Origin of the sequence: Nonomuraea sp. NPDC049152, assembly GCF_040648355.1 — a bacterium.
Taxonomy (GTDB): Bacteria; Actinomycetota; Actinomycetes; order Streptosporangiales; family Streptosporangiaceae; genus Nonomuraea.
In genome coordinates this window covers 102,996-128,659 of sequence record NZ_JBEZDO010000023.1, presented here as the reverse complement: position 1 = coordinate 128,659, position 25,664 = coordinate 102,996, and the positions used below count along the sequence as shown (strand labels likewise).

At 70.4% G+C, this 25,664-nt stretch carries 28 protein-coding genes and 1 pseudogene; 16 read left to right on the top strand and 13 right to left on the bottom strand.

From position 1 onward, the window contains the following. Positions 1-129: 129 nt before the first annotated feature. The 3 genes from AB0B45_RS34635 to AB0B45_RS34625 all read right to left on the bottom strand — a co-directional run bounded on the left by AB0B45_RS34635 (position 130) and on the right by AB0B45_RS34625 (position 3,867). Positions 130-345 carry a helix-turn-helix domain-containing protein gene (locus AB0B45_RS34635; protein ID WP_020547488.1) on the bottom strand — a complete coding sequence of 72 codons (216 nt, stop codon included), beginning with the start codon at positions 343-345 and terminating at the stop codon, positions 130-132. Positions 346-458: 113 nt separating this feature from the next. After that, on the bottom strand, positions 459-2,057 hold the full coding sequence (locus tag AB0B45_RS34630; protein WP_358139225.1) for an ABC-F family ATP-binding cassette domain-containing protein: 1,599 nt from the start codon (positions 2,055-2,057) through the stop codon (positions 459-461). A 301-nt stretch (positions 2,058-2,358) separates the two neighbouring features. Then, positions 2,359-3,867: an N-acetylmuramoyl-L-alanine amidase gene (locus tag AB0B45_RS34625; RefSeq protein ID WP_358139222.1), complete on the bottom strand. Its 1,509-nt coding sequence runs from the start codon at positions 3,865-3,867 to the stop codon at positions 2,359-2,361. A 51-nt stretch (positions 3,868-3,918) separates the two neighbouring features. Between AB0B45_RS34625 and AB0B45_RS34620 the strand changes: the two genes are divergently transcribed. Beyond that, positions 3,919-4,164 (top strand): hypothetical protein, encoded by a 246-nt coding sequence (locus tag AB0B45_RS34620; protein WP_358139219.1) that lies wholly within the window; start codon positions 3,919-3,921, stop codon positions 4,162-4,164. Beyond that, the gene (locus tag AB0B45_RS34615) at positions 4,152-6,056 is read left to right on the top strand and encodes a family 10 glycosylhydrolase (RefSeq protein WP_358139342.1); all 1,905 of its coding nucleotides are present in this window, start codon (positions 4,152-4,154) and stop codon (positions 6,054-6,056) included. Before AB0B45_RS34620 ends, AB0B45_RS34615 begins: the two co-directional genes overlap by 13 nt. A 29-nt stretch (positions 6,057-6,085) precedes the next feature. Here AB0B45_RS34615 and AB0B45_RS34610 read toward each other — a convergent pair whose 3' ends face one another. Next, positions 6,086-6,751, bottom strand: a complete 666-nt coding sequence (locus AB0B45_RS34610) for an acVLRF1 family peptidyl-tRNA hydrolase (protein WP_358139216.1) — start codon at positions 6,749-6,751, stop codon at positions 6,086-6,088. 91 nt (positions 6,752-6,842) lie between these two features. On the opposite strand from AB0B45_RS34610, the gene AB0B45_RS34605 reads away from it, so the two are divergent. The 5 genes from AB0B45_RS34605 to AB0B45_RS34585 all read left to right on the top strand — a co-directional run bounded on the left by AB0B45_RS34605 (position 6,843) and on the right by AB0B45_RS34585 (position 12,295). Further along, the gene (locus tag AB0B45_RS34605; protein ID WP_358139213.1) at positions 6,843-7,643 is read left to right on the top strand and encodes a PIG-L family deacetylase; all 801 of its coding nucleotides are present in this window, start codon (positions 6,843-6,845) and stop codon (positions 7,641-7,643) included. A gap of 164 nt (positions 7,644-7,807) precedes the next feature. Further along, positions 7,808-9,343, top strand: a complete 1,536-nt coding sequence (locus AB0B45_RS34600) for a nitrilase-related carbon-nitrogen hydrolase (RefSeq protein WP_358139210.1) — start codon at positions 7,808-7,810, stop codon at positions 9,341-9,343. Then, entirely contained in the window at positions 9,321-10,448 is a 1,128-nt protein-coding gene (locus AB0B45_RS34595) for a sensor histidine kinase (protein WP_358139207.1), read from the top strand. Before AB0B45_RS34600 ends, AB0B45_RS34595 begins: the two co-directional genes overlap by 23 nt. A 7-nt stretch (positions 10,449-10,455) precedes the next feature. Beyond that, on the top strand, positions 10,456-11,133 hold the full coding sequence (locus AB0B45_RS34590) for a response regulator transcription factor (RefSeq protein WP_358139204.1): 678 nt from the start codon (positions 10,456-10,458) through the stop codon (positions 11,131-11,133). A 100-nt stretch (positions 11,134-11,233) separates the two neighbouring features. Continuing rightward, a complete protein-coding gene (locus AB0B45_RS34585; RefSeq protein WP_358139202.1) occupies positions 11,234-12,295 on the top strand; it encodes an EAL domain-containing protein in 1,062 nt (353 codons plus the stop codon). On the opposite strand, the gene AB0B45_RS34580 is transcribed toward AB0B45_RS34585, so the two are convergent. Further along, positions 12,264-12,647 carry a nuclear transport factor 2 family protein gene (locus AB0B45_RS34580; RefSeq protein WP_358139199.1) on the bottom strand — a complete coding sequence of 128 codons (384 nt, stop codon included), beginning with the start codon at positions 12,645-12,647 and terminating at the stop codon, positions 12,264-12,266. The two genes, AB0B45_RS34585 and AB0B45_RS34580, sit on opposite strands and share 32 nt — an antisense overlap. Next, positions 12,637-13,218, bottom strand: coding sequence for a TetR/AcrR family transcriptional regulator (locus AB0B45_RS34575; protein WP_358139195.1), 582 nt, complete (start codon positions 13,216-13,218; stop codon positions 12,637-12,639). The genes AB0B45_RS34580 and AB0B45_RS34575 overlap by 11 nt, the downstream gene beginning before the upstream one ends. Before the next feature lie 31 nt (positions 13,219-13,249). On the opposite strand from AB0B45_RS34575, the gene AB0B45_RS34570 reads away from it, so the two are divergent. After that, positions 13,250-14,527 carry an aminotransferase class V-fold PLP-dependent enzyme gene (locus tag AB0B45_RS34570; RefSeq protein ID WP_358139192.1) on the top strand — a complete coding sequence of 426 codons (1,278 nt, stop codon included), beginning with the start codon at positions 13,250-13,252 and terminating at the stop codon, positions 14,525-14,527. A gap of 7 nt (positions 14,528-14,534) precedes the next feature. On the opposite strand, the gene AB0B45_RS34565 is transcribed toward AB0B45_RS34570, so the two are convergent. From AB0B45_RS34565 to AB0B45_RS34555, 3 genes are read right to left on the bottom strand one after another with little or no spacing between them, the layout of a single operon-like run. After that, positions 14,535-15,137 (bottom strand): response regulator transcription factor, encoded by a 603-nt coding sequence (locus AB0B45_RS34565; RefSeq protein WP_358139189.1) that lies wholly within the window; start codon positions 15,135-15,137, stop codon positions 14,535-14,537. After that, positions 15,134-16,249: a sensor histidine kinase gene (locus AB0B45_RS34560; RefSeq protein WP_358139185.1), complete on the bottom strand. Its 1,116-nt coding sequence runs from the start codon at positions 16,247-16,249 to the stop codon at positions 15,134-15,136. Before AB0B45_RS34560 ends, AB0B45_RS34565 begins: the two co-directional genes overlap by 4 nt. Then, a complete protein-coding gene (locus tag AB0B45_RS34555) occupies positions 16,246-16,665 on the bottom strand; it encodes a hypothetical protein (protein ID WP_358139182.1) in 420 nt (139 codons plus the stop codon). The genes AB0B45_RS34560 and AB0B45_RS34555 overlap by 4 nt, the downstream gene beginning before the upstream one ends. Before the next feature lie 137 nt (positions 16,666-16,802). Here AB0B45_RS34555 and AB0B45_RS34550 point away from each other — a divergent pair, with 137 nt between their 5' ends. From AB0B45_RS34550 to AB0B45_RS34525, 6 genes and pseudogenes are all read left to right on the top strand, one after another. Then, complete coding sequence (locus AB0B45_RS34550; protein ID WP_358139179.1) at positions 16,803-17,150, top strand: hypothetical protein; 348 nt, start codon at positions 16,803-16,805, stop codon at positions 17,148-17,150. Beyond that, a complete protein-coding gene (locus tag AB0B45_RS34545) occupies positions 17,147-17,521 on the top strand; it encodes a rhodanese-like domain-containing protein (protein WP_358139339.1) in 375 nt (124 codons plus the stop codon). The genes AB0B45_RS34550 and AB0B45_RS34545 overlap by 4 nt, the downstream gene beginning before the upstream one ends. Next, complete coding sequence (locus tag AB0B45_RS34540) at positions 17,518-17,760, top strand: MerR family transcriptional regulator (protein ID WP_358139177.1); 243 nt, start codon at positions 17,518-17,520, stop codon at positions 17,758-17,760. Before AB0B45_RS34545 ends, AB0B45_RS34540 begins: the two co-directional genes overlap by 4 nt. Continuing rightward, positions 17,739-17,819, top strand: a pseudogene (locus AB0B45_RS34535) (MerR family transcriptional regulator); the annotation flags it as partial. The gene AB0B45_RS34540 and the pseudogene AB0B45_RS34535, both read left to right, overlap by 22 nt. Before the next feature lie 9 nt (positions 17,820-17,828). Continuing rightward, positions 17,829-18,002, top strand: a complete 174-nt coding sequence (locus AB0B45_RS34530; protein WP_358139348.1) for a hypothetical protein — start codon at positions 17,829-17,831, stop codon at positions 18,000-18,002. 295 nt (positions 18,003-18,297) lie between these two features. Further along, on the top strand, positions 18,298-18,420 hold the full coding sequence (locus tag AB0B45_RS34525; RefSeq protein ID WP_358139174.1) for a hypothetical protein: 123 nt from the start codon (positions 18,298-18,300) through the stop codon (positions 18,418-18,420). Here the strand turns inward: AB0B45_RS34525 and AB0B45_RS34520 are convergent. Continuing rightward, on the bottom strand, positions 18,417-19,151 hold the full coding sequence (locus AB0B45_RS34520) for an alpha/beta hydrolase (RefSeq protein WP_358139171.1): 735 nt from the start codon (positions 19,149-19,151) through the stop codon (positions 18,417-18,419). The two genes, AB0B45_RS34525 and AB0B45_RS34520, sit on opposite strands and share 4 nt — an antisense overlap. Positions 19,152-19,683: 532 nt before the next feature. Beyond that, complete coding sequence (locus AB0B45_RS34515; RefSeq protein WP_358139170.1) at positions 19,684-20,391, bottom strand: RIO1 family regulatory kinase/ATPase; 708 nt, start codon at positions 20,389-20,391, stop codon at positions 19,684-19,686. 218 nt (positions 20,392-20,609) lie between these two features. Here AB0B45_RS34515 and AB0B45_RS34510 point away from each other — a divergent pair, with 218 nt between their 5' ends. Then, a complete protein-coding gene (locus AB0B45_RS34510) occupies positions 20,610-20,933 on the top strand; it encodes a YnfA family protein (RefSeq protein WP_358139167.1) in 324 nt (107 codons plus the stop codon). A gap of 205 nt (positions 20,934-21,138) precedes the next feature. Beyond that, positions 21,139-21,801, top strand: a complete 663-nt coding sequence (locus AB0B45_RS34505) for a recombinase family protein (protein ID WP_358139165.1) — start codon at positions 21,139-21,141, stop codon at positions 21,799-21,801. A 12-nt stretch (positions 21,802-21,813) separates the two neighbouring features. Here AB0B45_RS34505 and AB0B45_RS34500 read toward each other — a convergent pair whose 3' ends face one another. Further along, complete coding sequence (locus tag AB0B45_RS34500) at positions 21,814-24,735, bottom strand: Tn3 family transposase (RefSeq protein WP_358139162.1); 2,922 nt, start codon at positions 24,733-24,735, stop codon at positions 21,814-21,816. A gap of 67 nt (positions 24,736-24,802) precedes the next feature. Next, positions 24,803-25,546 (bottom strand): ABC transporter ATP-binding protein, encoded by a 744-nt coding sequence (locus AB0B45_RS34495; RefSeq protein WP_358139159.1) that lies wholly within the window; start codon positions 25,544-25,546, stop codon positions 24,803-24,805. Positions 25,547-25,664 lie beyond the last annotated feature (118 nt).

Genomic DNA, 25,664 nt, shown 5'->3' with positions numbered 1-25,664 from the left:
TCGCTCCCTCGTTGGTCCGTCGCGCCCGAGCCTAACCGATTCCCTAGAATGAGGTTCTAGTTGGGCCCGGGCGTGACGGCACGCTGACTGGGAGACGAGCGGCTGCGGTCGCGCGTATCCGAGGCGGCCTCAGCGCTTGGACTTGCCTCGGGTGGCCCCGCCGCGTCCGCGCAGAGTCACACCGGACTCGCTGAGGATGCGGTGGATGAACCCGTACGACCGGCCGGTCGAAGCGGCCAGGGCGCGGATGCTCTCACCCGCGGCGTAGCGCTTCTTGAGATCGCCGGCCAGTTTCTCACGGTCGGCCCCGGTGACCCGGGTGCCTTTCTTCAGAGTCTCGGCCACGAGTACCTCCTGTAGTGCCAGACTTCCGCAGCGTTACTCCGCCATGATCAGTCATTTCAGCGGGATCGGCTACCTACTCCAGGGGAAAAGATCCCTACCCGCTCAAATTAAGATCAGGCAAGTGCCACAAGATCGGAAAATTCAGCGCTCCAAGCGTCTTCAGTTCCGTCAGGTAGCAAGATCACCCTATCGGGTTGCAGCGCCTCAACAGCACCCTCGTCGTGCGTAACCAGCACGATCGCCCCAGAATAGGACCTAAGTGCCGAAAGTACCTGCTCTCTGCTGACGGGATCGAGGTTGTTCGTGGGTTCGTCGAGGAGGAGGACGTTGGCGCTCGACAGCACCAGAATCGCCAGCGCCAGGCGGGTTTTCTCGCCGCCCGACAGCACGCCGGCGGGCTTGTCGACGTCGTCGCCGGTGAACAGGAACGAGCCGAGCACCTTGCGCAACTCGGTGTCGGTGAACGTGCCGCCCGCCGACCGCATGTTCTCCAGCAGGGTGCGCTCGGCCTCCAGGGTCTCGTGCTCCTGGGCGTAGTAGCCGACCTTGAGGCCGTGACCTGGCTTGATCTCGCCGGTGTCGGGCTTCTCGATGCCGCCGAGCAGCCGCAGCAGCGTGGTCTTGCCCGCGCCGTTCAGGCCGAGGATGACGACCCTGCTGCCCCTGTCGACGGCCATGCTGACGTCGGTGAAGATCTCCAGCGAGCCGTAGGACTTCGACAGTTCCTCCGCCATCAGCGGCGTCTTGCCGCACGGCAGCGGGTCGGGGAAGCGCAGCTTGGCGACCTTGTCACCCTTGCGCACCTCCTCGGTGCCGGACAGCAGCCGGTTGGCGCGGCGCATCATGTCCTGGGCGGCCTTGGCCTTGGTCGCCTTGGCGCGCATCTTGTCGGCCTGCGCCAGCAGGGCCCCCGCCTGCTTCTCCGCGTTGGCGCGCTCGCGCTTGCGGCGCTTCTCGTCGGTCTCGCGCTGGGCGAGATAGGCCTTCCAGCCGACGTTGTAGATGTCGATCACGCTGCGGTTGGCGTCGAGGTGGAGGACCTTGTTGACCGTCGCTTCAAGTAGACCAACATCGTGGCTGATGATCACCAAGCCGCCTTGATGAGAGCGCAAAAAATCACGAAGCCACCCAATTGAGTCAGCATCGAGGTGGTTTGTCGGCTCGTCCAGAAGGAGAGTTTCCGCACCACTGAAGAGAATTCGCGCCAGTTCGACCCTTCTGCGCTGTCCACCGGACAGCGTTTCCAGCGGCTGTCCGAGCACCCGGTCGGGCAGTCCGAGGCTGGAGGCGATGGAGGCCGCCTCGGACTCGGCCGCGTATCCGCCGAGGACGTGCATCTGGTCCTCGAGCTTTCCGTAGCGCTTGACCGCCTTGTCGCGGACCCTCGAATCGTCGCTCGTCATGCCGAGCTCGGCCTCGCGCAACTTGCGCAGCACCTCGTCGAGGCCGCGGGCCGACAGGATGCGGTCGCGGGCCAGCACCTGCAGGTCGCCCTGGCGAGGGTCCTGCGGCAGGTAGCCGACGCTGCCGGAGGTGGTGACCGACCCCGCGGCGGGGAGGCCCTCACCGGCGAGGACCTTGGTCAGGGTGGTCTTGCCCGCACCGTTGCGGCCGACCAGGCCGATCTTGTCACCGGGGTTGACCCGGAACGTCGCGTTCTCGATGAGCAGGCGCGAGCCCGCGCGCAGCTCGATATCACTGGCGATGATCATGGTTAGGAGGACACTCCCGGGCTAGGAAATCGGTCACGGCGGCGTGGGGGCCGGTCAATCGGGAGTGTGCATGGGGATCAGTGTACGGGCAGGGGCACGCCTCCTCCCCTTGTTAACGGCGGGGGCGGTGCGGGGCTTCCCGACCTTCCCCGGAAAACAGAAGGACGGCCCGCGAGGTGCCGCGGGCCGTCCTTCTCCTGATCGTGAACCGTTCGTCCCGGTCATGGACCGGTCTTCTTGGGCCGCCCCTGTCGCGAGCGGGTACAGGACGCTCGAGGTTCAGGGGCGGGTGGGCCGCCGGTTACAGGCGGGTGATGCGGACGGCGTCGGCGACGACGTAGCCGGTGCCCGAGGTCCAGCGGCTGACGCCCACGACGTCGCGGTCACCGGCGTTGAGGGTGAAGGTGCCGAGGGTGCGCCAGCCACCACCGCCGGATCGCTGGTCGACGTACACCGTCTGGTTGCCGCCCGAGGCGGCGACGATGTAGGGGGCCGAGCTGTTGTAGCCGGGGTCGGAGGGGTACCAGACCTCGACCCGGTAGCTGCCCGTGCTGGGCAGGTTCGCCCGGTACCAGGCGGGGTCGCTGGCGGCCACCGGGTTGGCGAAGCGGTAGTCGGCGCCGTAGCGCTGGGCGGAATAGCTGGAGGTGCCCCAGTTCCCGCTCGCGGTGAACGCGCCGGTGTTGTCGACCGTGGTGGACCACGAGCCGCCGCCACCACCGGTCACGTACGACATGTAGGTGTTCCAGTTCCAGTGCGGGCCGGGGTCCGTGTGCGTGGAGCCGGGGACCTCGACGTGGCCGATGATGTGGCTGCGATCCTTAGGGATGCCGTACTTGTCGCAGATGTTGCGGGTCAGGGCGGCGGAGGCGCGGTACATCGCGTCGGTGAACCAGGAGGCGTCGTTGACGAAGCCCTCGTGCTCGATACCGACGGAGCGGGTGTTGTAGCTCCAGTTGCCCGCGTGCCAGGCGACGTCCTTCTCGCGGACCATCTGGGTGATGGCGCCGTCCGAGGAACGGATCACGTAGTGCGCGGAGACCTGGGCGCTCGGGTTCTGGAACCAGGAGATGGACCCGGCGTAGGAGCCCTGGGTCACGTGGATGACCACCCGGTCGATGGCGTAGCTCGAAGGACGGCTCGACACGGTGTAGTTGCTCGAGCTGGCGGGCACCCAGCTGGCATTCGGGTAATCGGGGCCGGCGGCGGCCAGGGCGTTGGCGTCCTTGGCGTTCAGGTCCCTGGCCCCTGCGTACACTCCCCTGTCGGCGGTGACCTCGCGGGGGGCCACGCGCAGGCCCTTGGCCTTGAAGCCGAGGCCGAGCAGCTCGTAGACGGCGTCGGCGTAGAGGCGGGCCAGCTCGGGCGAGGAGGCGTTGCCGTACTTGGCGACGGCCTCGTACCAGCGGCCCTCCTCCTTCCTGGCGGACTCGTCAAGGCCGAGCCCGTCGGCGATGGAGCGAAGGACCGCCGCGCCGCCGAGGATGTTGGCCTCGGTGTCGGCGCGCAGCTTCTCCGCGGGCAGGCCCGTGAGCTCGGCGGCCTTCTCCAGGGTGTGTGTGGTGGGGTTGCTGACCAGGTGCATCACACCGTAGCCGCCGCTGGCGCTCGGCTCGCCGTTGTGACCGTCGAGGTGGGTCTCGGCGTAGGCGATCGCGGCGAGCAGGTCACGGGGGACGTCCTGGGCGGCGGCGGCCTTGTCGAAGGCGGCGCCGAGCGGGGTCGCCCGGTCGGCGGCGGCGGCGGGCTGACCGGCGAGGATGAGGAGGGCGGAGAGGGCTGAGGCGACAAGAGCGGCTAATCGTGTCATGAGCGCTCCTCGAGCGGGGGTGTGGCTGCACACTATGGGGCTTCATGACAGATGTCGATAATTGACATTACCGATGCTGTGGATGAAAATTTTCGCCCCACGGATCCAGCCCCTCCGATCCTCGTGACACTCCCGAGCGCGATCCAGCCGCCGATCGCCGTAATCGCCGCTGCCCGCGCCCACGCGCGGTGGCCGCCGGATGACGGCGACGCGCCACCCGCCACCGAGATCATCCGACGGCCAGAGGTGAAGACTATTGCTTTAGTTGACGTTATGGATGAAAAATTCCTTCTGTGACCCGATTAGTGGCGCTTCTCGCCCTCGTGCTCACCTTCCTCGTCACCCCTGTCGCCCCCTCCTCCGCCGCGGCGGCGGCCTGCGTCCCCGATCCGGCCACACCGAAGCGGCAGTTCAGGGCCATGTGGATCTCCTCGGTCGCCAACATCGACTGGCCCAGCAGAACAGGACTGTCCGTCTCCGCCCAGCAGGCCGAGTTCCGCTCGTGGCTCGACCTCGCCGTCCAGAAGCGCATGAACGCCGTCGTCGTCCAGGTCCGCCCCACCGCCGACGCGTTCTGGCCCTCGCCGTACGAGCCGTGGTCGCAGTGGCTGACCGGCGTCCAGGGCGGCAACCCCGGCTACGACCCGCTCGCGTTCATGGTCGCCGAGGCGCACGCCCGCAACCTGGAGTTCCACGCGTGGTTCAACCCGTACAGGGTGGCCAACCACGACGATCCGAGCAAGCTCGTCGCGAGCCACCCGGCCAGGCAGAACCCGAGCTGGCGCTTCGCCTACGGCGGCAAGCTGTACTACAACCCCGGCATCCCCACCGTGCGCGACTTCATCGAGGACGCCATCATGGACGCCGTCACCCGCTACGACGTGGACGGCGTGCACCTCGACGACTACTTCTACCCCTATCCGGTCAGCGGCCAGAGCATCCCTGACGCGGCGACCTTCGCCCAGTACGGCGGCGGCTTCTCCAACGTCGCCGACTGGCGCCGCGGCAACATCGACCTCCTGGTGCGCGAGCTCGGCCAGCGGATCCACGCCGCCAAGGCGCACGTCGCCTTCGGCATCAGCCCGTTCGGCATCTGGCGCAACTCCTCCACCGACCCGCTCGGCTCGCGCACCTCGGGCCTGCAGTCCTACGACGCCATCTACGCCGACAGCCGCCGCTGGGTGAAGCAGGGCTGGATCGACTACCTGACCCCGCAGCTCTACTGGCACATCGGCTTCGCCGCCGCGGACTACGCGGTGCTCACCGCCTGGTGGTCGGAGGTGGTGAGAGGCACGAACGTCCAGCTGTACGCGGGCCAGGCCGCCTACAGGGCGGGCGCGTCCGGCCAGGACCCCGCCTGGCAGGACCCCGCCGAGCTCAGCGACCACCTGCTCGACAACCGCAAGCATCCCGAGGTCCTCGGCGACGTCTACTTCAGCGCCAAGGACGTGCGCGCCGACCGGATCGGCTCCTTCTCCAAGGTGGTGGCCGACCACTACCGCAAACCCGCGCTGATCCCCCCAAGAGGTACGGTTCCCGCCCCGCCACCGCCCGCCAACGTCACCACGGCGCAGGTGCCGGGAGGGGTGAAGGTGTCATGGCAGGGCAGCGCCGCCTCCTACGCCGTCTACCGCGGCGACCTCGCCGACCCCTGCCTGCTCACCGACGCCCGCAACCTGATCGGCACGACCAGGGGCACCTCCTTCACCGACACCTCGCCGGGGCCGGGCGGCTACCACGTGACCGCGCTCGGCAGGACCCACCAGGAGAGCGGCGGCGGTTCGGGCGGCTCGTTCAGCGTGGTCGTCGACGGTCCCGAAGCAGGGGCCGCGTGGGGGTCCTCGACGTACTCCACGCAGCGATACGGCGCCGACTACCGGTTCGCCGATCCCGTCGCGGCCAGCGATCCCGCCTGGTTCAGGACGACCCTGCCCAGCGCGGGGAGTTACCGGGTGGAGGTCTGGTATCCGGCCAACGCCGGGTACAACGGCGCCACCCCGCACATCGTGGCGGCGGCGGGCGGGAACCAGACCGTGACCGTCGACCAGCGCACCGGTGGCGGGCAGTGGCGTTCGCTCGGCACGTTCACACTGAACGCGGGCACCTACAACGTGGTCGGGGTGAGTCGCTGGACCTCCGCCACCGGCTACGTCATCGCCGACGCCGTCCGCATCACGGCGGACGGCTGACGCGTTCCCCGAGACCGGTCACCGCGCCGTCAGGATCCAGGTCGATCCGGATCGGTGACGTGGATCCTGACGGCGCGGAACGATGCGGGAGTCTCCCGCAGGACGGCCAGCTTGGGGTCGGGCACGGTCAGGAACGGCTCGGTCTCCAGCGCGAACAGCGGCGCGAGACGCCGGTCCTCCCGCAGCGCGTCGACCGCCTTCCTGTCGCCGCCGAACACCACCGCCGCCAGCCCCTCCAGGTGCGGCGACAGCACCCGCAGCGCGGTGTCGGCGGCGGCCTGGTGGGTCTGGTCCGCCTGGTTGCGCCTGCGCCTGGCGAAGCGCTGCTGCGACCAGCCGCCCGCGGCCGTGCGGCCCTGGACGTAGCGGGAGTCGACCTTGGAGGCGACCAGTTCCGCGCCGTGGAAGACGCCCGCCGCGTAGCCGCCCAGCCGGACGAGCACCACCCCGACGAGCCGGTCGGCGCGGGCGTGCGTGACGAGGTTGGCCACCCTCGGCGGGCCTGGGGGCAGCGGAGGGAAGGGGGCGTGGCATTCGGCGACCGCCCCGTCGGCGGCGGCCAGCCGTACGACATGGGTGTCGCCGGTCGCCTCGAAGGGGCCGTGCCGGTCGGCGAAGCCGTCGATCCACCGCCGGACGCGTTCGGGGGGCACCGACACCCACCGTCCCCCGCCCTTCGCCGGCCGCGCCCTCATCCTGGCAGCGTACCGGTGCCCGGGCGCTCGAAGCGGCCCCACGAGATCATCCAGCCGCTAGCCTGGCTGCCTTCGAGACACAGGGGGACGTATGGCAACCATCGTGGCATTCCACGCCCACCCCGACGACGAGGCCCTCCTGACCGGCGGCACCCTGGCCCGCGCCGCCGCCGAGGGCCATCGCGTGGTGATCGTCGTCGCCACCGACCACATGGACGCCGCCGCCGAGGGCACCTCGACCCGGCTGGACGAGCTCCGCGCGAGCGCCGTCGTCCTCGGGGTCCACAGGGTCGTCCATCTGGGCTACGCCGACAGCGGCCACGGCAAGATCCTCTACCCCGACCCACCCGACCGGGCCCGCTTCTGCAGGGCCGACCCCGCCGAGGCCGCAGGCAGGCTCGCCGCGATCCTCATCGAGGAACGGGCCGACGTGCTCCTCGGCTACGACGCCAACGGCGGGTACGGCCACCGCGACCACGTCAGGGTCCACGAGGTCGGCAAGCTGGCCGCCGCCCAGGCGGGGGTGCCCCGCCTGCTGGAGGCCACGCTCCCCCGCGACATCGTCGCCAGGCTGATGACGTTGGCGCGCGTCCTGCGGCTGCCGCTCCGCTACGACCCAGACGAGCTCAGCCGCGCCTACAGCTCGCGCGAGGCCATCACCCACCGCGTCGACGTGCGGCGCTACGCCAGGCAGAAGCAGACGGCGATCGCCGCCCACCGCTCGGAGGTGATGGGCCGCGGCAGGCTGGCGCCCGTCATGCGGGCCCTCGTCCGGCTTCCCCTGCCCGTCTTCGGGTGGGTGCTCGGCAGGGAGTGGTACGCCGAACCCGCCGCAGGATCAGGATCGAGGCCGCTCCTCGACGACCTGTTCACCCCGGCCAAGCCCCGCTGACCACCTCAGCGGCCGCTGGTTGAGGCCGATGACGTTACCGCCGGCGTTGTGGCGAACGGCTTGTCCCGCGGCGCTGATGTGCGGGCCTCATTCGGGTGGGTGACGACGGGGATCATTCGATCGCGCGATGTGCCGGACGGCGACGACGGCGAACCATGGCAGGCATGAACTCCCCTCCCTTCCCTCGTCTCGGTCTCTGGCCGTCGTTGCCGCTCACCGGGCTGTCGGCGGTGCTGCTCGGATTCGGCACCGGGCTGACGCCGTCGTGGTGGTGCGCGTGGATCGCGGCCCTGCCCGTGTTGGTGGTGGCCGCCCGGTCACGGGCGCGGATCGGGCTCGCCGCGGGGACGGTGGCCTGGCTCGGCGGACAGACGCCGATGTGGGGCTACTACGCCGGCGTCCTGGAGCTCCCGCCGGCCCTGGTGGCCGCGCTGATCGTCGGGACGTCGGTGCTGTTCGGGCTGGCGGTCGCCGCCTTCGCGGCGATCGCGGGGCGGGGCAGGCCCGTCCTGGCGACGCTGGCGTTCTGCTCGGCCTGGGTCGCGGTCGAGTTCGCCGTGTCGCTCACGATGCCGCACGGCGCGTGGTGGAGCATGGCCTACTCCCAGGCCGATGCCCTGCCGGTGCTGCAGATCGTCTCGCTGACGGGTCCGTGGGGCGTCACCTTCCTGCTGCTCGGCGTGCAGGCGGCCGTGGCCGTGCTGCCGTCGGCGCGCCGCAGGGCACCGCTGGCCGCGGGTGTCGCGGCGGTCCTGGCGCTGGTGCTCGGTTATGGGCTCGTACGGCTGGCCGGCCCGAGCGGCGTGCCAGCCGGCGGCCCGGTCACCCGGGTGGCGCTGCTGGACACCGACCGACCCGACGACACGATCCCGGTGGCCACCCCTGAGGGCGGCAAGCTGCTCGCGCGCTACCTGGCCGAGCTCGGGAAGCTGGAGGCGGACGTCGTCGTGCTGCCGGAGAACACCTTCGCCGCCGACCGGGACACCCTGCCGCTGCTGGCCGGTCCGCTGTCCGCGCTGGCCGCCGAACGGAACACGACCGTCCTGGTCGGGCTGACCCTCGTCGACGGGGCGCAGCGCCGTAACAGCGCGCTCGCCTTCGCCCCCGGCGCCGCGCGCCCCGTCCGTTACGACAAGCGTCACCTCATCCCCGGCGTCGAGACGGACTACTCACCGGGCAGGCCCGAGGCGGTGGCGTTCGTGCCGGGCTCGGACGGCCGGTGGGCGATCGTCATCTGCAAGGACCTGGACTTCCCCGAGCTCGTACGCGACTACCGGCGACGCGGCGCCTCCGCCGTCTTCGCCCCCGCCTGGGACTTCCCCGGCGACGAGTGGATCCACAGCAGGATGGCACTGGTGCGTGGCGTGGAGAGCGGCATGACCGTCGTCCGCGCTCCCCGGGCGGGGATCCTGCTGGCCAGCGACGCCTATGGGCGGGTGCTGGCGCAGGCCCGGACGGGCCCCGGCTTCGTCTCGGCCGTCTTCACGCTGCCTGAGCCCGTGCGGGCCACGCCGTACAGCGTGCTGGGCGACTGGCTAGGCTGGGCCGGCCTCCTGATCCTGCCGGCCGCTCTGATCGCCGGCCTGCGGGGCTCCAGAGGCGGCGGAAGGGGAGCGGATGGTTCGGGCCGGGCAGTCGGCTCCTTCAGCGGACGCCGGGCAAGCCGTCGGCTCGCGCATGGTCGCGCGCCTCGCCCGTAGGGTCGCCGCCGTCACCTCCCCGCTGCCCGCTCGTGTGGTGGACGCCCTGCTGGCCGCCGCCGTCACCGTGGCGACCGTCGCGCCCACGCTGTATCCGCGGCCGGCGGCGTGGTGGGTGGTGGTGCTGGCGGGGATGTCCGCCGTGCCTGTGCTGTGGCGGCGGCGAGCGCCCGTGCCCGTCTCCCTCGTGACCGGACTGGCGATGACCGCGATGGTGCTGTGGGAGAAGCCGTTCCTGCCGTGGGGGCCGCTCCTGGGGGTGTACACCATCGCGGAGCTGAGCGGCGCCGCCGTACGGCTGCTGGCCGTACCGGTCATCGGGGCCGCCGTGTACGTCTCGCTGGCCGTACCGCAGGAGGACAGCGAGGTCTACCGGACGGTCGGGACCGCCTTCGTGGCGGCCTACGCGCTGGGCACCAGCGCGCGGGCCCGGGCCGCCAGGCTCGCCGAGCGGGCCGAGCGCGGCAGGAGGCTGGAGCAGGAGCGTCAGGCCGCCGCCGCGCACGAGCGCACCCGCATCGCCCGCGACGTGCACGACATCGTGACCCACTCGGTCGGGCTGATGGTCGTGCAGGCCGAGGCGGGCTCGGCGGTGCTGGGCTCGGACCCGCGGCGGGCGCAGTCGGCCTTCGACGCGGTCGCCGACACCGGCAGGGCCGCCCTGGTCCAGCTCCGCGGCCTGCTGAACACCCTGCGCCACGACGCCGAACGGCCCGGCGCGCCACGGCCCGGCCTCGACGCCCTGCCCGACCTGGTCGAGCGGACCCGGCGGGCGGGTGTGACGGTGACGCTGGAGACCGAGGGCGCTCCCCCGGACGTGGCCCAGGAGACGGCCGTCGCCGCGTACCGGATCGTGCAGGAGGCGCTGACCAACGTCATCAGGCACTCCGGGGCGCGCACCGCCCGCGTCACGCTCGGCTGGACCCCCGCCCGCCTGGTCATCGTCGTCGCCGACGACGGCAGGGGTGCGGGGCCGGGCGAGCCCGGCGGCCACGGGCTGGCCGGGATGCGCGAACGGGTCGCCGCCTGCGGCGGAAGCCTGCGCGCCGGCGCCGCCCCCGGCGGCACCGGTTTCGTCGTGCACGCCGAGCTTCCCATCGCCTAGGGGTTCCATGATCCGCGTACTCATCGCCGACGACCAGGACCTGTTCCGCGCGGGCTTCTCCATGATCCTGGGAGTCCAGCCCGACATCACCGTGGCCGGCGAGGCCGCCGACGGCGCCTCGGCCGTGGAAGCGGCCGTACGGCTCCGGCCCGACGTGGTGCTCATGGACGTCCAGATGCCGGGCATGGACGGCCTTGAGGCCACCGCTCGCATCTGCGCCACCACCCGGGCCAAGGTCCTCGTGCTGACCATGTTCGACCTGGACGACTACGTCTACGACGCGCTGCGCGCCGGAGCGAGCGGCTTCCTGCTCAAGGACATCCGCCGCCAGGAACTGGCCGAGGCCGTGCGCGTCGTGGCGGCGGGCGAGGCCCTGCTCGCGCCCACCGTGACGAGGAGGCTGGTGGAGACCCTGGTGCGCCGCCCGAGCCACGGCGTCATCCCCCGTCTGGCGGCCGGACTGGCCCGGCTGACCGAACGCGAGACCCAGACTCTGCGCCTCATGGCCCGCGGCCTGTCCAACGCGGAACTGGCCGCCGAACTGGTCGTCAGCGAGAACACCGCCAAGACCCACGTCAGCCGTGTTCTGACCAAACTCGACCTGCGCGACCGCGCCCAGGCCGTCGTGTTCGCCTACGAGTCGGGGCTCGTCGTCCCAGGTGAGGGCCCGGCCGACGGCGGATAGGAGCGGCAGCGGACCTGTGAGCTGGAACCTGTGGCGAAATGTCGGTGAATTTCATTGCCGGAGGCTTCTGGGGCTGCTGGGATTCGCTCACAATTTGGACGTGTCTCCCCAGACTCCCCTGCTTCCCCAGTATGACCAGGAAGCTCCCTCCGCCGTCTCCCCTGTGGTCGACCTCGAGACCGGCGGTGTCATCGCGTTGCACGTGTCCCCCGACGCCGCCGAACTCGGCGCGGGCACCCTTCCGCTCCTCCTCGATCTCCCCACCCACATGGTCATCGGCGGCTCCGGCGCGCTCTCGCCGCTGCACGAGGCCCTCAGGAGGTCGGGCAGGCGGCCGAGGGAGGTGATCCTCAAGGTGCACGGCCCGTGCGCGGACGCCGACAGGAGGGCGTTGCTCATCGGGCTGGACGGCCTGCGGGCGATCGGCTACCTTGTCGCGTTCGGCGGCCTGGGCGTCGGCAGCCTGCCGATGGAGCTGATCATCGAGGCCGCGCCGTACCTCATCGTGCTCGCCCCTGAGCTCGTCGCCCGGGTCCCGGAGGACCACAGGAGGGCGGCCGCGGGCGAGTCGCTCGCCACGCTGGCGCGCGGCATCGGCGCGCACGTCCTGTCCCCCGGCATCACCGGTGAGGCGCAGCTCGCGGCCGTGCGCGCGTGGGGGGTACGGCTGGCGGAGGGACCGCTGCTGCGGCCAGGCCCCGACGGCAGGGTGCGGGTGCCGCTGCCGGTGCGCAAGCCGTCCCATGCGGACATGATGCTCGGCCCGCGCGTGCACGAGCTGCTGCTGCCCGCGGTGTCCCTGCCGGCCGCGGCGACGGCGGAGGAGGTGGTGGAGGCGTTCGGCACCGAGCCCTCGATCACCAGCGTGATCCTGGTGGACGAGTACCAGCGCCCGGAGGGCAGCCTGGACCGCAGCAGGTTCCTGCTGTCGATCGCGGGCCGTTACGGCCACGCCCTGCACGGCAGGAAGCCCGCGCTCCGGCTGGCCGACCCGCCGAGGACCGTTCCCAAGACCACCCCCGCCATCGCCGCGATGCAGGTCGCAGGGCGGGACGCGGCCCGCGTCTACGACGACCTGGTGGTGACGGACGAGGTCGGCAGGTGCATGGGCGTCGTCAGGGTCAGCGACCTCATGCGGGCGGCCACTGGGCCGTATCGGTGATCTGCGTGAAGTCGGCGATGAGGCCGTCCTTCAGCTTGAGGTCGTGCGCGAAGGCGGCCTCGAAGTCCTGGCCCGTGGCGCGTGAGGTGCCGCGGTAGTGCCCGAGGACGACGACCCTGTCATCGCCCGACCACACCTGTTCCGCGGGGACGGGAAAGGTGTCGTAGGCGCGGAAGATCACGCTCCAGCAGCCGCCGAGCGCGCCCTGCGGCCCATGGTGCTCGCCGCCGACGCCCAGCGGCATGCCCTCGCTGACCCTCAGGACCAGATCGGGGTGAAGGGTGGCGGCCATCGCGGCCGGGTCATGCACGGCGAAGGCCTCGTAGAGGCTGTCCACAGTTTTAGAGGTCACTCTCTAAAACTACCGCGAGCGCGGCCGTCTCCGCCAGCCGTACCGCGGAGTCGGGTATGGGCCGACCCGCGAGCACGTGCCGCCGCACCGCCGCGACAGGAAGGTCGACCAGCGCGAACGTGACCCGCTCCAGGGCATCGCCCGGCAGTCGCGACGCCAGCTCGCGCATCGCCGCCATGGCGTCGGTGTTGAGCCTGTCGAGCTCCTCGCCGAGCTCGACAGGCCAGCGTTCGCGCAGCTCGGCCACGTTGTGCGCGAGCAGCAGGCGGGCCTCGTCCGGATGCTCGGCAGACCAGCGCACCACGTGGGCCGCCGACGCGCGCACCGCCTCGGCGAGGTCGGGCCCGCGGACGGCCGGCAGGAAGCCCTCCTGGAAGCGCCGCACGGCCCTGATCCACAGGTGCGCCAGCAGCAGGTCGCGCGAGGCGTACCGGTGGTAGATGGAGCCGCTGGGCGCGCCCAGGCGCGCGGCGATCGCGGTGATCGTCACGGCCTCGTGGCCGCCCTCCGCGGCCAGCGCCGCGGCGGCGTCGAGGATCTGGTCGGCTCCGAACTTCGCTGGTCGTCCCACATCGGCACGTTAGCGTGCTAGGAAGGAAGTCGTGCTGAACAGGCGGACGTTGCTGCTGGGGGGAGCGAGCGCCACCCTGGCGGGCTGCACGGTGCCCACCGAGGACCCGAAGCCCCCCGAGCTCAGGGAGAACGACTGGGCGTCAGTGCGGGCGCAGTTCGCCCTCGACCCCAAGGACGCCAACTTCGCGGCGTTCGTCCTGGCCGCCCACCCCGCCCCCGTACGCGCGGCGATCCAGCGGCACAGGAACGGGCTCGACGGCGACACCGCCGGATACCTCGACGCGGGCGACCGCGACGCCGCCGTCAGGACGGCCGCCGAGCGCTACCTCGGCGCCGAGGAGGGCCAGGTCGCGCTCACCGACAGCACGACGATGGGCCTGAGCGTGCTCTACTCCGGCTTCCGCCTGCGGCAGGGCCAGCAGGTGCTGACCACCGAGCACGACTTCTACGCCACCCACGAGAACCTCAGGATGCTCGCCGAGCGCACGGGCGCGCGGGTCACGAGGGTGCGCCTCTACGACGACCCCGCCAAGGCCGACGCCGAGCGGATCGTCGCCGCGCTCAAGGCGGGGCTGACCCCGCGCACCAGGATCGTCGCCGTCACCTGGGTCCACTCCAGCACGGGGGTCAGGCTGCCGATCCGCGCGATCGCCGACATGCTCGCCGAGGCCAACCGCGGCCGCGACGACAAGGACAGGGCGCTGCTGTGCGTAGACGGCGTCCACGGCTTCGGCGCGCTCGCCGACTCCGTCGCCGACCTCGGGTGTGACTTCCTGGCCTCCGGCACCCACAAGTGGCTGTTCGGCCCGCGCGGCACCGGCATCGTGTACGGCAGGGCGTGGGAGCACGTCGCCCCCATCATCCCGAGCTTCAGCGATCCAGGGTTCAGGGCCTGGTTCGGCAACAGCGCGCCCGCCGGCCCCGGCGGTGTCATCAACACCCCTGGCGGCTACAAGGCCTTCGAGCATCGCTGGGCGATGGCCGAGGCCTTCGCCTTCCAGACCGGCATCGGCAAGGAGCGGGTGCAGGAGCGGACGATCGAGCTGGCCACCCGTCTCAAGCAGGGCCTGGCCGCCAACCCGCGCGTGCGGCTCATCACGCCGATGGATCCCGCGCTGTCGGCGGGGCTGGTGTGCTGCGAGATCGACGGCGTGACGCCGTTCCAGGCGACGGAACGGCTGCGCGCCCAGCGCATCCTGACCAGCACCACCCCCTACCTGCAGGTCTACCTGCGCTTCGGCACCTCGATCCTGATCAGCCCCGAGCAGGTCGACCAGGCGGTCAAGGCGGTCGCCGCGCTCGCCTAGCCGGGCCTCACAGCCATCCCTGCTCCTTGGCCCGCTGGACGGCCTCGATGCGGTTGCGGGCGTGCGTCTTGCCGATGGCCGAGGACAGGTAGTTGCGCACGGTCCCCTCCGACAGGTGGAGGCGGCCGGCGATGTCGCCGATGGTGGACCCGTCGACGGCCGCGGCCAGGACGTCGCGCTCGCGGGCCGACAGCGGGTTCGGCCCGGCGCTGAGCGCGGCGGCGGCCAGGCCGGGGTCGATGACCCGCTCACCCGCGTGGACCCTGCGGATGGCGGCGGCCAGCTCGCGGGCGGGGCTGTCCTTCACCATGAACGCCACGGCGCCCGCCTCCATCGCCCTGCGCAGGTAGCCGGGCCTGCCGAAGGTGGTCAGGATCATGACCCTGCACCCGGAGGCGGCGATGGCGGCGCCCGCGGTGATGCCGTCCGTCCCTCCCGGCATCTCGATGTCCAGCAGGGCGATGTCGGGCCGTACGGCGGCCGCCACGGCGACGGCCTCCTCTCCGCTGGCCGCCTCCCCCACCACCTCGATGTCGGGCTCCAGGTTGAGCAGGGAGGCCAGGGCCCCGCGGACCATGCCCTGGTCCTCGGCCAGCATGACCTTGATCATGCCGGCACCGCCACCCACAGCCTGAACCCGCCGCCGACGCCGGGGCCCGCCTCGAAAGAGCCGCCCGCGGCCTTCACCCGTTCGCTGAGACCGGCCAGGCCGCTCCCCTTCGACTCGGATGGGCCGCCGCGTCCGTTGTCCACGATCTCCAGCGTGGCCGCCTTTCCGTCGTAGGTCACGTCGATCCGGCAGCGGGTCGCGGCCGCGTGCCGTACGACGTTGGTGACGCCTTCGCGGGCCGCCCACCCGAGCAGGTCGTCCAGCGCCTCGGGCAGCGGAGTGCCCGCGACGTGGACCACCGGCTCGGCTCCGGCGGCGCGCAGCACGGCGCGGGCGTTGTCGAGCTCCTGCGACAGCTCACGTTGCCGGTAGCCGGTGACGGCCTCGCGCACCTCGACCAGCGCCTGCCTGGCCACCTTCTCGATGTCGGCGACCTCCTCCTGCACCTTTCCCGAGGCCAGGCGCCCGGCCAGCTCGCTCTTGAGCACGATCAGGGAGAGGCTGTGGCCGAGCAGGTCGTGCAGGTCGCGGGCGATGCGCAGCCGCTCGTCCGCGGCGGCGAGCCTGGCCACCTCGCCCTGCGCCGCGCGCAGGCGCAGGGCCAGCAGCCTGGTCTGGCGCACGCCTATGAACAGCACGCCGAGCGTGACGACCTGCAGGCAGAGGAGGACGATGGCGCCGGTGTCGCTGCCCGACAGCAGGCCGCAGCCGACGACGACGGCCAGCATGCACGCGATGCCGGCCATGGCGCCCTTCGGCGGGAGGATGAAGGAGAAGAGCACGGTGGTGTAGACGGGCAGGCTCAGCCACCCGTCGCCGAAGGCGATCGAACCGGTGATCGCGATCGCGGTGGTGAGCGCGAGCAGCGGATAGGTCCAGGCGTTTCGCTCCTCGAAGGAGCGGGGAGCCAGGGTGGTGGCGAGGTAGGAGGCGACGAAGGCGACGATGGTCACGCCGCCCCACACCGCCGTGGCGCCCGTCACCTCGCCGCTCGCGATCTCCGACACGGGGAAGAACAGATAGATCAGCCCGATCGACATCCCCGCCAGCCGCCTGCGGCGGGAGGGGACGTCGTCGGCCCCGAAGGTCGTCATCGACTGGCCCCAGGTCATCCCCGTACGGTAGCCCGCCGGTAGGACCATGTCGCCACCACGCCCATGGCCACCGCCCAGCCCAGCACGATGAGAACGTCGGACAGTGGCAGGCCCAGGCCCTGGGTGATGCTCCAGCCCATGTCGGCGTAGTGGTAGGCGGGCATGAGGTGGGCGATGGTCCGCATCGTGCCGCCCATGACGTCGGCGGGGAACCACAGGCCGCCGAGGATCGCGAACGCGAACATGCCGATCATGGAGACGGGCTGGGCCACCTCGGCGGGCAGCAGCGATCCGATGGTCAGGCCGAGCGCCACGAACGGGATCGCGCCGAGCCACAGCGACAGGCCCTCCGCTCCCGAAGATGTCCCCAGCCCCAAAGTAGGAATTGATCTTGGCTCCTCCGCTCCCCCAGCCGCCAGGTAACTGCTCTGCATGCTTCGCTCTTGATCCGGCAGTCTCGGCGTGAGCCGCCCCAGGGCGGCACGCCCTCGGTACTGGTGGACCGGATTTTGGCGCCACGCCCATAAGGGGGCTTGCACTCGGTACCTAGGTACAGGTTTACCGTCGAGGTATGACACAAGACATCGCCCTTGACCTGGGATGGGCGCCCTCCGCCTGCACTCTGCCCACTGCCGAGCAGCCGCTACGCGTGGCCGAGTTCGATGCCTTGTTCGCCGACGCGGTGCAGGGCGTGGCGCGGCTGGAGCGTACCCGGCTGCGGCTGGACCTCGTCTTCAGCTCGGACAACGCCGCCCAGGCCGCCGAGCTGGCCGCGAGGGAGAACGGCTGCTGCTCCTTTTTCACCTTCGCCCTCACCATCGCCGATGGCAGCCTGGCGTTGGAGGTGGCGGTCCCGGCCGAGCACGTCGAGGTGCTGGACGCGCTGCAGGCCCGCACGGGCACCGCGACCGTGCTCTGAGCCGGGGAGACGATGGTGATGGACCACATCAGCCGCGAGGACCTACTCGCTCTGCTCGAGACCGGGATCGTGCAACTGGTGGAGGCGCTGCCGGCCGACGCCTTCGCCGCCGAGCACCTGCCCGGTGCCCGCATCGTGCCCGGCCAGGTGTCGGCCGAGCTGGCCGAGCAGGTGGCCCCGATCGGACGGCCACGGTGGTGGTCTACTGCTCAGGCCCGTACTGCAACCGCTCCAAGATCGCCGCCGCCGCGTTCGTGCGGCTCGGCTACGCCGACGTGCGGGTCTACGCCGGAGGCAAGCAGGACTGGGCCGAGGCCGGGCTGGCCTTCGAGGGCGGCCACGCGAGCGCTGGGGTGGGGCGGCCGGCGTGAGACAGGACATCGTGCTGCAGGGGTCGAGTGGGCCGTACCTGCGCAGCGGGCAGGTGGCCGAGCAGGCCGGGGTCAACCTGCAGACCCAGCGCCACAACGAACGCCGCGGGCTGATCGCCGACCCGGCGCGCAGCCCCGGCGGGCACCGCGCCTACCCGCCCGAGACCATCACCCTGCTGACCGTGATCAAAGTCGCGCAGCGGCTCGCGGCTTCACCCTGGATGAGGTCGCCGAGCTGATCGACACCGGCCGGCGCGGGCACCCCACCTCGGACCTGCGCGCCCGCGCCCAGGCCAAGATCGCCGAAGTGGAGGCGAAGATCGCGGACCTGACCACCATCCGCTCCGCGCTGACCGCTGTGGTCTCGGCGGGCTGCGACAGCCTGACCCACTGCACCTGCCCCGACTGCCCGCTGCCGTTTGCCGACCTGGCCACGAGCCGTACCCCGAGGAGAACTGACCGCCGTGAGCGCCCACCATGACCATCGTGCCCCCGCAGGGCCCGTCTCTGTGACCCTGTCGGCTTCCGGCCGGAGGCTGGGAGAGCCGGGCGAGTCCGGTATCGACGGCGGCGGACCACCGCTGCGCAGCAAGGTGGCCTCCGGGGAGGATCGGACCGGATTTTGGGCGCTAGAGAGTCGATCTTGACGACGATTCGGTGACGACGGCTGTTTGCCCTGGTCGAGCGCCCTAGCGTTCCTGCTCATGCCTGTGGATTTCCTCTGATGAGCAAGTAGCCCGCCGCCCCGACCGGCCGGTACCGGCCGGTCGGGGCGGTTGTGCATCTGCTGGCCGATCGTTATCGAGGAGGGCCGGGGCTTGTCCTCGATGAGCGGCGTGCTGGCCGGCGCCGCCTACCGCCTGCTGCTGGCCTGGCGGCGGGCCCTGGCCTGCGGCTAGCGCAGATGCCGGGCGAAGAACCCGGCCGCATCCTCCCCTGCGAACTGCGGGACACCGGTGTGCCCGCCCATGTTGGCGTGCAGCGTTTTCTCCTTGGAGCCGAAGGCGTCGAACAGGTCCAGGGCCGCCTGCCTGTCGTTCCCTTCGTCATCCCACTGCAGCAGGACATGCAGCGGAATGGTGACCTGTCGGGCTTCCTCGAACATGGTGCGAGGCACGAAACTCCCGGCGAAGAAGCCGGCGGCCACGATGCGCGGCTCGACCACCGCAAGCCGGATGCCGATGGAGATCACTCCCCCCGAGTACCCGACCGGGCCGCCGATCTCGGGCAGCGACAGGAGGGCGTCCAAGGTGGCCTGCCATTCCGGGACCGCCTTGTCGACCAGCGGGAGGATGAGGGCGTCGATGATCTCGTCGCCGACCGGCTCGCCGGCCTCCATAGCCCGGCGCAGGTCGGCGCCTGCCTGCTCGGCGCCGGCCAAACGGGGCCGGTCACCGCTCCCGGGGAGCTCGATGGTGGCGGCGGCGAAGCCATCCGCCGCGGCGCGCCGGGCCCGCGCCACCAGCCGGGGGTACATCTTGCGCAGTCCGAGCGGGGGGTGGCCGAGCAGGATCAGCGGGACCGGTGCGGACGCGGATGAGGGCGTCCACAGGATGCCGGGGATCTCACCGAGGGTGAATTCGCGTTCGACGACGCCGTCGTCGAGGCGCTGTTCAGAAGTGAATCGCAAGGTCGTGCCTTTCGGGAGTGCGCTTGAACGGCGCTCCCGGACGACCTATCGCCCGACCGTGACCCCAGAGGGGAGCACCCATGTCGATACTGCGTTCACGGGTACCACCTCCTCGTTCTCTCGCACGGCCTCCAGAAAGGTAGCAGTGGTCGCCATGGTCCGCCAACGGGTTTTCGCGAAGGCTCCGTGGCCGGATACCACGGAGCCACTCGCCTAAGGCAAGGCCGTGTTGCAGTAAAGGGCTTCGCTGTGACGTGATCGCAGCCTGACGAAATCGGAACACTGCGCAGAGCTACTTAGGAGGAGCCGACGAGGCCCCGAGCTGGAATGAGAGCCAGCGGCCTTCAGGGCACTGATCAGTTCGCCGGGAGGAGGGTGATCCAGGCGCCGCGGTCCAGGTACAGACTAAAGGTTGCCACCAGCCCTTCGCCTACGGTCTCGGTCAGCCACTGGTCGTCACCGACTTCGCCGCACCGCTGTAGGTTCCGGATAGACCTGTCGGTGTCCGAGTGTGTTGTCGTGCATAAGGCGATCAGAACACCATCGTGAGCAGGTCGGCGAACAGCTCCTGTTCGTCGATCTCGAGCCCGCGGTTCGTGAACCAGGTGGCCATGTTGTGGCAGTCGCGCATCAGGAAGTCCATGCCCTTCGGGTTGCCGACGATGTCGACGACCTGGGGCAGGTCGATCATCACGATCCGCTCGTCCTGCGCGAGGACGTTGTACGGCGACAGGTCGCCGTGCGCGAGCCCCGCGCGGGCCAGTTCACGCATGCCGTTGCGGAGCTGCTCGAAATACACACCGAGCAGCTCCTTCGACGGCCGGACCTGGGCGAGCCGGGGCGCGGCACCGCCCTCGCCGTCGTCGATGAACTCCATCAGCAGCTCGGTGCCGTCCACCTGCACGGGATACGGCACCGGGACGCCGGCCTTCCACAATCGGTTGAGGGCGTCCCATTCGGCGTAGGCCCACTGACCGGCCGCGACACTGCGGCCGTGCGAGGTCTTCTTCGCCATCGCCCGGCTGTCGCGGCTGTTGCGGGTATGGCGGCCTTCGACGTACGACGTGCTGCGGTGGAAGGACCGGTGTTCCTCGGTGCGGTACCGTTTCGCGGCCAGCAGCGAGGACTTCGCCGGGTTGTCGCCGATGGCTTCGACGGCCCGTTCGAGCAGGAAGACGTCGGCTTCCTTGCCGGTTTTGAGGACGCCGAGCTCGGTGTCGATCGCAGCCTGTTCCGTCACAACCCACGAGGGGCGGGGTTCCGGGCCGCGAGAACCGCGCTCGACCTCCAGCCAGGTGGACCACCGCTGATCTGGGCCCAGCTCCTCGTCGACCGAATGGAACTCGAAGACGAAGGCTGCGGCCGGATCTGGCTGGGACTCGTCACGGGTGAATTCGGACCGGGGGGAGTGGAGGCCGGAGTAGCTATCAGAGGGTTCGTACTCGGAAGACAACGGGTGTGCTCCTGAACAAAGAGGTGGGACTGATGCGGACATGCCGCAGCGCAGTGATGGCCATCCGTCAGCCCTCCTTAGTCCAGGCAGCGCTCTCCGCCGCTCGATCGACCCAGCATGCCCCGCCCGTTTTGGATCCCGCAACGTATTTAGCGGCGCTGGGACCGTGCTCCTGCCATGATCCCGATGCCTACGGTGGGGTGTTCGTCGCCGGATCGCTGGCGTGGGGCATGGTCATCGACGGATTCCGGCCCGATCGCTGGGATGTCATCGGCGCGCTGGTCTGCCTGGCCGGCGTCCTGGTGATCATGTACGCGCCGCGGGGCTGAGCCGCCGGCCGTGACTCACTCGAACCGGAAGGGTGTCGGGATTAGAAGGTTTCCCGACAGGCCGCTCGACCGGCTCCCGACGCCCCGGAAAACAGGACACTACGGGATGAAACCTCGCTCCGGGTGGCTGATTTCGAGCGCTGATTGACGACAGGATTTCCCGACAGGTAGAAGGGGGTTCCGTCCCTTCCCCCGAGGAGTACCGGTGCGGATCGTCTACTCCCGCGCGTCCACCGCGACCCAGTCTCTGCTGCGGCAGCGACACATCCTCACCGAGGCCGGCCTCCTGATCCGCAGCGGGGGCGTCGCCGAGGGGTTTCACCCGGCCGAGGGCGTGCTGCTGTTCGAGGACCTGGCGACCACCTCCAAGATTCCCGCGCTGGAGCGGCCTGCGTTCGCCAAGGTCGCCGCCGCCGCCCACCCCGGTGACACCCTGACGGTGTCGGAGCTGTTTCGACTCTGCCGCGATCTGGTCGACATCCACGCCGTCCGCAGCTGGTGCCAGGCCCGGGGCGTGGTGCTTCGGGTCCTGTCCGGGCCGTTGTCGAACTTCCACGACCTGGCCGCCAACGACGCCACCACTGACCTGATCATCAACGTGATCACCGCTGTGGGACAGTTCCAGCGCGATCTGCAGAACGAGCTGACCGCCGAGGGCGTCTGTGCGGCCGAGGCGCAGGGACGCTACCGCGGTCGGCCGCCAGCGCTGGACGGCGACCGGCGCGAGGTCGTGCGGGCAGCCTTCCAGGATGAGGGCACTTCGATCGCGGCCCTGGCGCGGGCTCATGGGGTGAGCCGGGCGGCCGTGCGAACCGCTCTGGCCGACCTGCTGCCCGGCCGGAGCGTCCTGCCTCGCTCGTCGGCGTGATCGCGGGGTGAGTCAGGCGACGAGGTCGAGGTCGAGGCGGCGGTCCATGTCGATGTCGATCCGGCCGTAGAGGTTGGCGTTGGACCAGAACAGGGGCGAGAGGCCTCGTTTGTCGGCGTCGGTCATCTTCCGCTGCCAGGCGGGATCTTTCAGGACGGACTGAACCAGCAGGGTGTTGATGAACACCAGCGCGGACTGCAGCAAGTGCAGGCTGAGCATGGAGACCTCCTGGTGTTCCTTGTCGCTGCCGGGCAGGGTGCCGGCGCTGCCGTAGAACAAGTCGGTGTTGGCGGAGTTCCAGTTCTCCACGACCTGCAGACCCTCGTGGATCTCCCGGCGCAGCTCCGGGGCGGCGACGTACTCGGCGACGAAGATGCTCTTGACCGCCTTGCCGAGCTCCTCGATGGCCTTGTAGGTGGGGTGCTTGGGGCCGCCGCGCGTGAAGCGTCGCAGCACCTGCTCGGCCTCGGCCGTCCCGAGCCGCAGAGCGGTGGCGTACTTGACCATCTGGTCGTACTGCTGGGCGATGATCTTCCAGTCGATCGGCTTGTCTGCCACCATGCCGGTCAGACTGGACGGGACCTGGTCGTCGGCGTCGGCCTTGACCAGCTTCTGGTGGGCGATCCGCTTCATCCGCGGCAGCAGCTTGAATCCCAGCAGGTAGGAGAACGCGAACCCGACCAGGGACTGGCCATGACTATCGGTGTACTGGCGGTCGATGGTGGCGTCGGTGCAGTGCCGCAGCACGCCCTCCATCATCGCGGCGACCTCGGAGGCGTTACACGTCCGAAGCTGGGAGTAGACGCACACCGATTTCCGGTCCACGTGCCAGTAGATCATGACGCCGGGCCCACCGTAGCGGGCGTGGTACTCGGTCATCAGGTTCGACGACCATGACCCGAACTTCTTCGAGTCCGACGCGCACGCGGTGCCGTTGCCCCACCACAGCGGGTCCCGCATCCTCAGGGTGGCGTTGACCAGGGTGGCGATCGCCTTGCGCAGGTTGTCGCGGTTGACGAACAGGTGGCGGGTCGCGCGCAGGGCCGCCTCGCTCTCGCCGTGCCGGCCGCCGTCGGCGACCCGTTTGATCCCCACGTTCGTGCCCAGTGCGTACAAGACCAGCAGCAGGCGCTTACGGATCACCTCGCGCGGGGTCGCCTCCCTCGTGGCGACCGTGGTGAACGCATCGGTGAAGTCGGTGACGAAGTCCGACTCCTTCAAGAAGTCCAGCAGGTCGATGATCCCCCAGCGGGCGGCGACCTCGGTGTGCAGCGCCCGCAGGGTTTCCGGCACCGCCAGTTTGCCCAGGTCCGGGATGTGCCAGCGCGGCTCGCCGCGGTGCGTCTTCACCTTCGCGCCGCCGGATCTGTTCCTGCTGATCGCCTCCCCGCACGCCGCCATCGAGGAGCGCATCGCCTCCTTCAGCGTCTCGATGAACACGGTGGCATCCAGAGGCTGCCGCAGGTTCTCGTAGTGGACGTCCCGGTTGTCCTCGAAGTCGGTCGGCAGGTCCTCTTCGGGGTTGCGCCAGCGGCGGGCGCCGGCGACGTAGATCTCGCGGCGGCGCAGCGCGTCCTTCAACGACACGATCACGCACAGCTCGTAGGAGGCCCGCTCGATGATCCCGTTCTCGTCGACGACCGCTTCCAGCCAGCCGTCCGGCACCACGCCCTGGATCGGGACGTTTTCCGAGGCGTCGTAGTGGCGGGTCGTGTTCGGGATGTCGGCGTAGCGCTGCAGCAGGTCCAGGGCGTCCATCACCGGCCGGTAGGCGGTGTTGTTGCACTTGAACTCGATCGCGGCCAGCAGTTTGGGCAGCATCCGCCGGTAGTAGGAGGTGTAGGAGCTGGTCAGCACGGTGCGCACCTGGGCCTTGAACGTCTTGGCGTCCGCTTTCGCCTCGGCCACCAGCGCCTGCAGCGTCGCCTCCCCGCCCGGCACCGCGGGGAACACCACCTGCCGGACGGTGCCCTCCGGCCGGCGTAGTGACGCCTCGGCGATCGAGAACAGCTTCTCGGTCTTGCGGTGCACCTTCTTGGCCTCGGCCTCGATCGCCCGCTCGACCTTCCGCTCCGCCCGAGTGTTGATCTTCGACACCAGGCCGATGAACAGATCGACCAGCGCGTCCGTGATCTCCGTCGTCCGCGACCAGACCAGGGCCGCCATCAACGTCAACCGAATCGCCGGCGGATTGGCCGTGAAGTCCGACGGATGCGAGGCCATCGCCCGGGCCCGCCAGGAGGCCACCAGCCGATCCGAATAGCCGCCGAACAGATCCGCCGCAAGCCCGAGCGCCTTGGCCCGCTGCAGCTTCCGGATCTCCTCCAGCAACGTCTCCAGGCCCAGCCTTCCGGGGTCGGACTTCAGCTCCTGCAGGAACCCGTCCTCGCCGGTGGCCAGCTCCCACAGCGACCGCGCCGAGTCTGCCGACAACCCGTTCAGCACGTGCAGGCAGAACTCCCGTTCGAACCGCGCCCTGCCCGCGCCCACGATCCGGTCCGGCCTGCCCGGCGGTTCGATCTTCAAGGTCCGGCAGCGGGACAGCAGAGCCGCCCGCAGCCCCTCGTCGGTGAACACCATCGGGCAGATCTTGTCCGCCAGCCACCCGGCCAGCACGTCCTCATCCGCCCGGGTCGATTCCCGGAACCCCAGGGCCTCCCGCACCTGCGCCCGGTGGTACTCGATCGTCGACCCCGACCACCGATACTCCGCGAACAGCGCCGGATCGACCTTCACCTGCCCCGCCACGTAGTCGACGGCAGCCTTGGGCACCTCGCCCGCGTGCCGAGGGAACCGGCCCTCCTGCTCGAAGAACTTCAGCAACACACCGAAGCCCAGACGCGTCGCGCCCGTCTTGTTCCCGACCAGGTCCCAGTCGCCATCCAGCAGCGTCCAGGCCGCGATCAGCTCCTCCGGCTCCCATTCTCGACGCATCTCCGCCGCTCCATTCGCCCGACCGACCCCCGAGAACAGGGCAACACGATCGAACGGGGAACACCCCCTACGCCCCGGTACGCGGGATTCGTGACGACCACGAATCGCAACCGTGATCTAACTCATCGCTACTTTGGGGCTGGGGCCACCTTCGGGAGCGGAGGGCCTTGATCTGGGCGGCGGTCCCGTCGGCCACCACCCTGCCCCTGGCGATGACGATCACCCGGTCGGCGTTCTCGTCGGCCTCTTCCATGTAGTGGGTGGCGAACAACACGGTACGGCCGCCGGCCGCGTAGTCTCGCATCCCGGCCCAGAACCGCAGCCGCGACTCCACGTCCATGGCGGCGGTGGGCTCGTCGAGCAGCAGGATCCTGGGCGCTCCCGCGATGGCGAGGGCGAACCGCACGCGCTGCGTCTGCCCGCCCGACAGCTTGTCCGCCCGCCGCTTCACCAGGTCGGTGAGGTCGGCCAGCTGAAGGATCTCGTCGAGGCCCATGGGGTCGGGGTAGAGCCGCCGGACGAGGTCGACCAGTTCCCTGACGGTCAGGTCGGGGATGAGCGTGCCGTCCTGGAGCATCGCGCCGAGGTCGCCCGCGGCCACGGCCGCGTCGGGGGTGCGGCCGAAGACACCGATCGTGCCCGAGGTGGGGCGCAGCAGGCCGAGCAGCATGTTGATGGAGGTGGACTTGCCGGCGCCGTTGGGGCCGAGCAGGGCGACCGTCGAGCCCTGCGCGATGGTGAGGGACAGGTCGTCGACGGCGAGGACGTCCCCGTAGCCCTTGCTGACCTGGTCGAACTCGATGGCGTTCATGTGCTCAACGCTAGAAGCGCGGCAGGGAGGGGGGCAGTGCCGTCCTTCCGGTGATCGCCGTGACATTTGTCAGGCGAACGGCGGACCTCGCGCGCCCGCCACGCGTGGCGGGCGCGCC

Excerpts from the sequence above, each read along its gene's own strand:
- AB0B45_RS34605 (WP_358139213.1), top strand. The coding sequence starts at position 6,843 with ATGGCAACCATCGTGGCATTCCACGCCCACCCCGACGACGAGGCCCTC.
- AB0B45_RS34495 (WP_358139159.1), bottom strand. The coding sequence starts at position 25,546 with ATGAACGCCATCGAGTTCGACCAGGTCAGCAAGGGCTACGGGGACGTC.
- AB0B45_RS34595 (WP_358139207.1), top strand. The coding sequence starts at position 9,321 with ATGGTCGCGCGCCTCGCCCGTAGGGTCGCCGCCGTCACCTCCCCGCTG.
- AB0B45_RS34630 (WP_358139225.1), bottom strand. The coding sequence starts at position 2,057 with ATGATCATCGCCAGTGATATCGAGCTGCGCGCGGGCTCGCGCCTGCTC.
- AB0B45_RS34600 (WP_358139210.1), top strand. The coding sequence starts at position 7,808 with ATGAACTCCCCTCCCTTCCCTCGTCTCGGTCTCTGGCCGTCGTTGCCG.
- AB0B45_RS34625 (WP_358139222.1), bottom strand. The coding sequence starts at position 3,867 with ATGACACGATTAGCCGCTCTTGTCGCCTCAGCCCTCTCCGCCCTCCTC.
- AB0B45_RS34565 (WP_358139189.1), bottom strand. The coding sequence starts at position 15,137 with ATGATCAAGGTCATGCTGGCCGAGGACCAGGGCATGGTCCGCGGGGCC.
- AB0B45_RS34560 (WP_358139185.1), bottom strand. The coding sequence starts at position 16,249 with ATGACCTGGGGCCAGTCGATGACGACCTTCGGGGCCGACGACGTCCCC.
- AB0B45_RS34550 (WP_358139179.1), top strand. The coding sequence starts at position 16,803 with ATGACACAAGACATCGCCCTTGACCTGGGATGGGCGCCCTCCGCCTGC.
- AB0B45_RS34620 (WP_358139219.1), top strand. The coding sequence starts at position 3,919 with ATGTCGATAATTGACATTACCGATGCTGTGGATGAAAATTTTCGCCCC.
- AB0B45_RS34555 (WP_358139182.1), bottom strand. The coding sequence starts at position 16,665 with ATGCAGAGCAGTTACCTGGCGGCTGGGGGAGCGGAGGAGCCAAGATCA.
- AB0B45_RS34610 (WP_358139216.1), bottom strand. The coding sequence starts at position 6,751 with ATGAGGGCGCGGCCGGCGAAGGGCGGGGGACGGTGGGTGTCGGTGCCC.
- AB0B45_RS34500 (WP_358139162.1), bottom strand. The coding sequence starts at position 24,735 with ATGCGTCGAGAATGGGAGCCGGAGGAGCTGATCGCGGCCTGGACGCTG.
- AB0B45_RS34590 (WP_358139204.1), top strand. The coding sequence starts at position 10,456 with ATGATCCGCGTACTCATCGCCGACGACCAGGACCTGTTCCGCGCGGGC.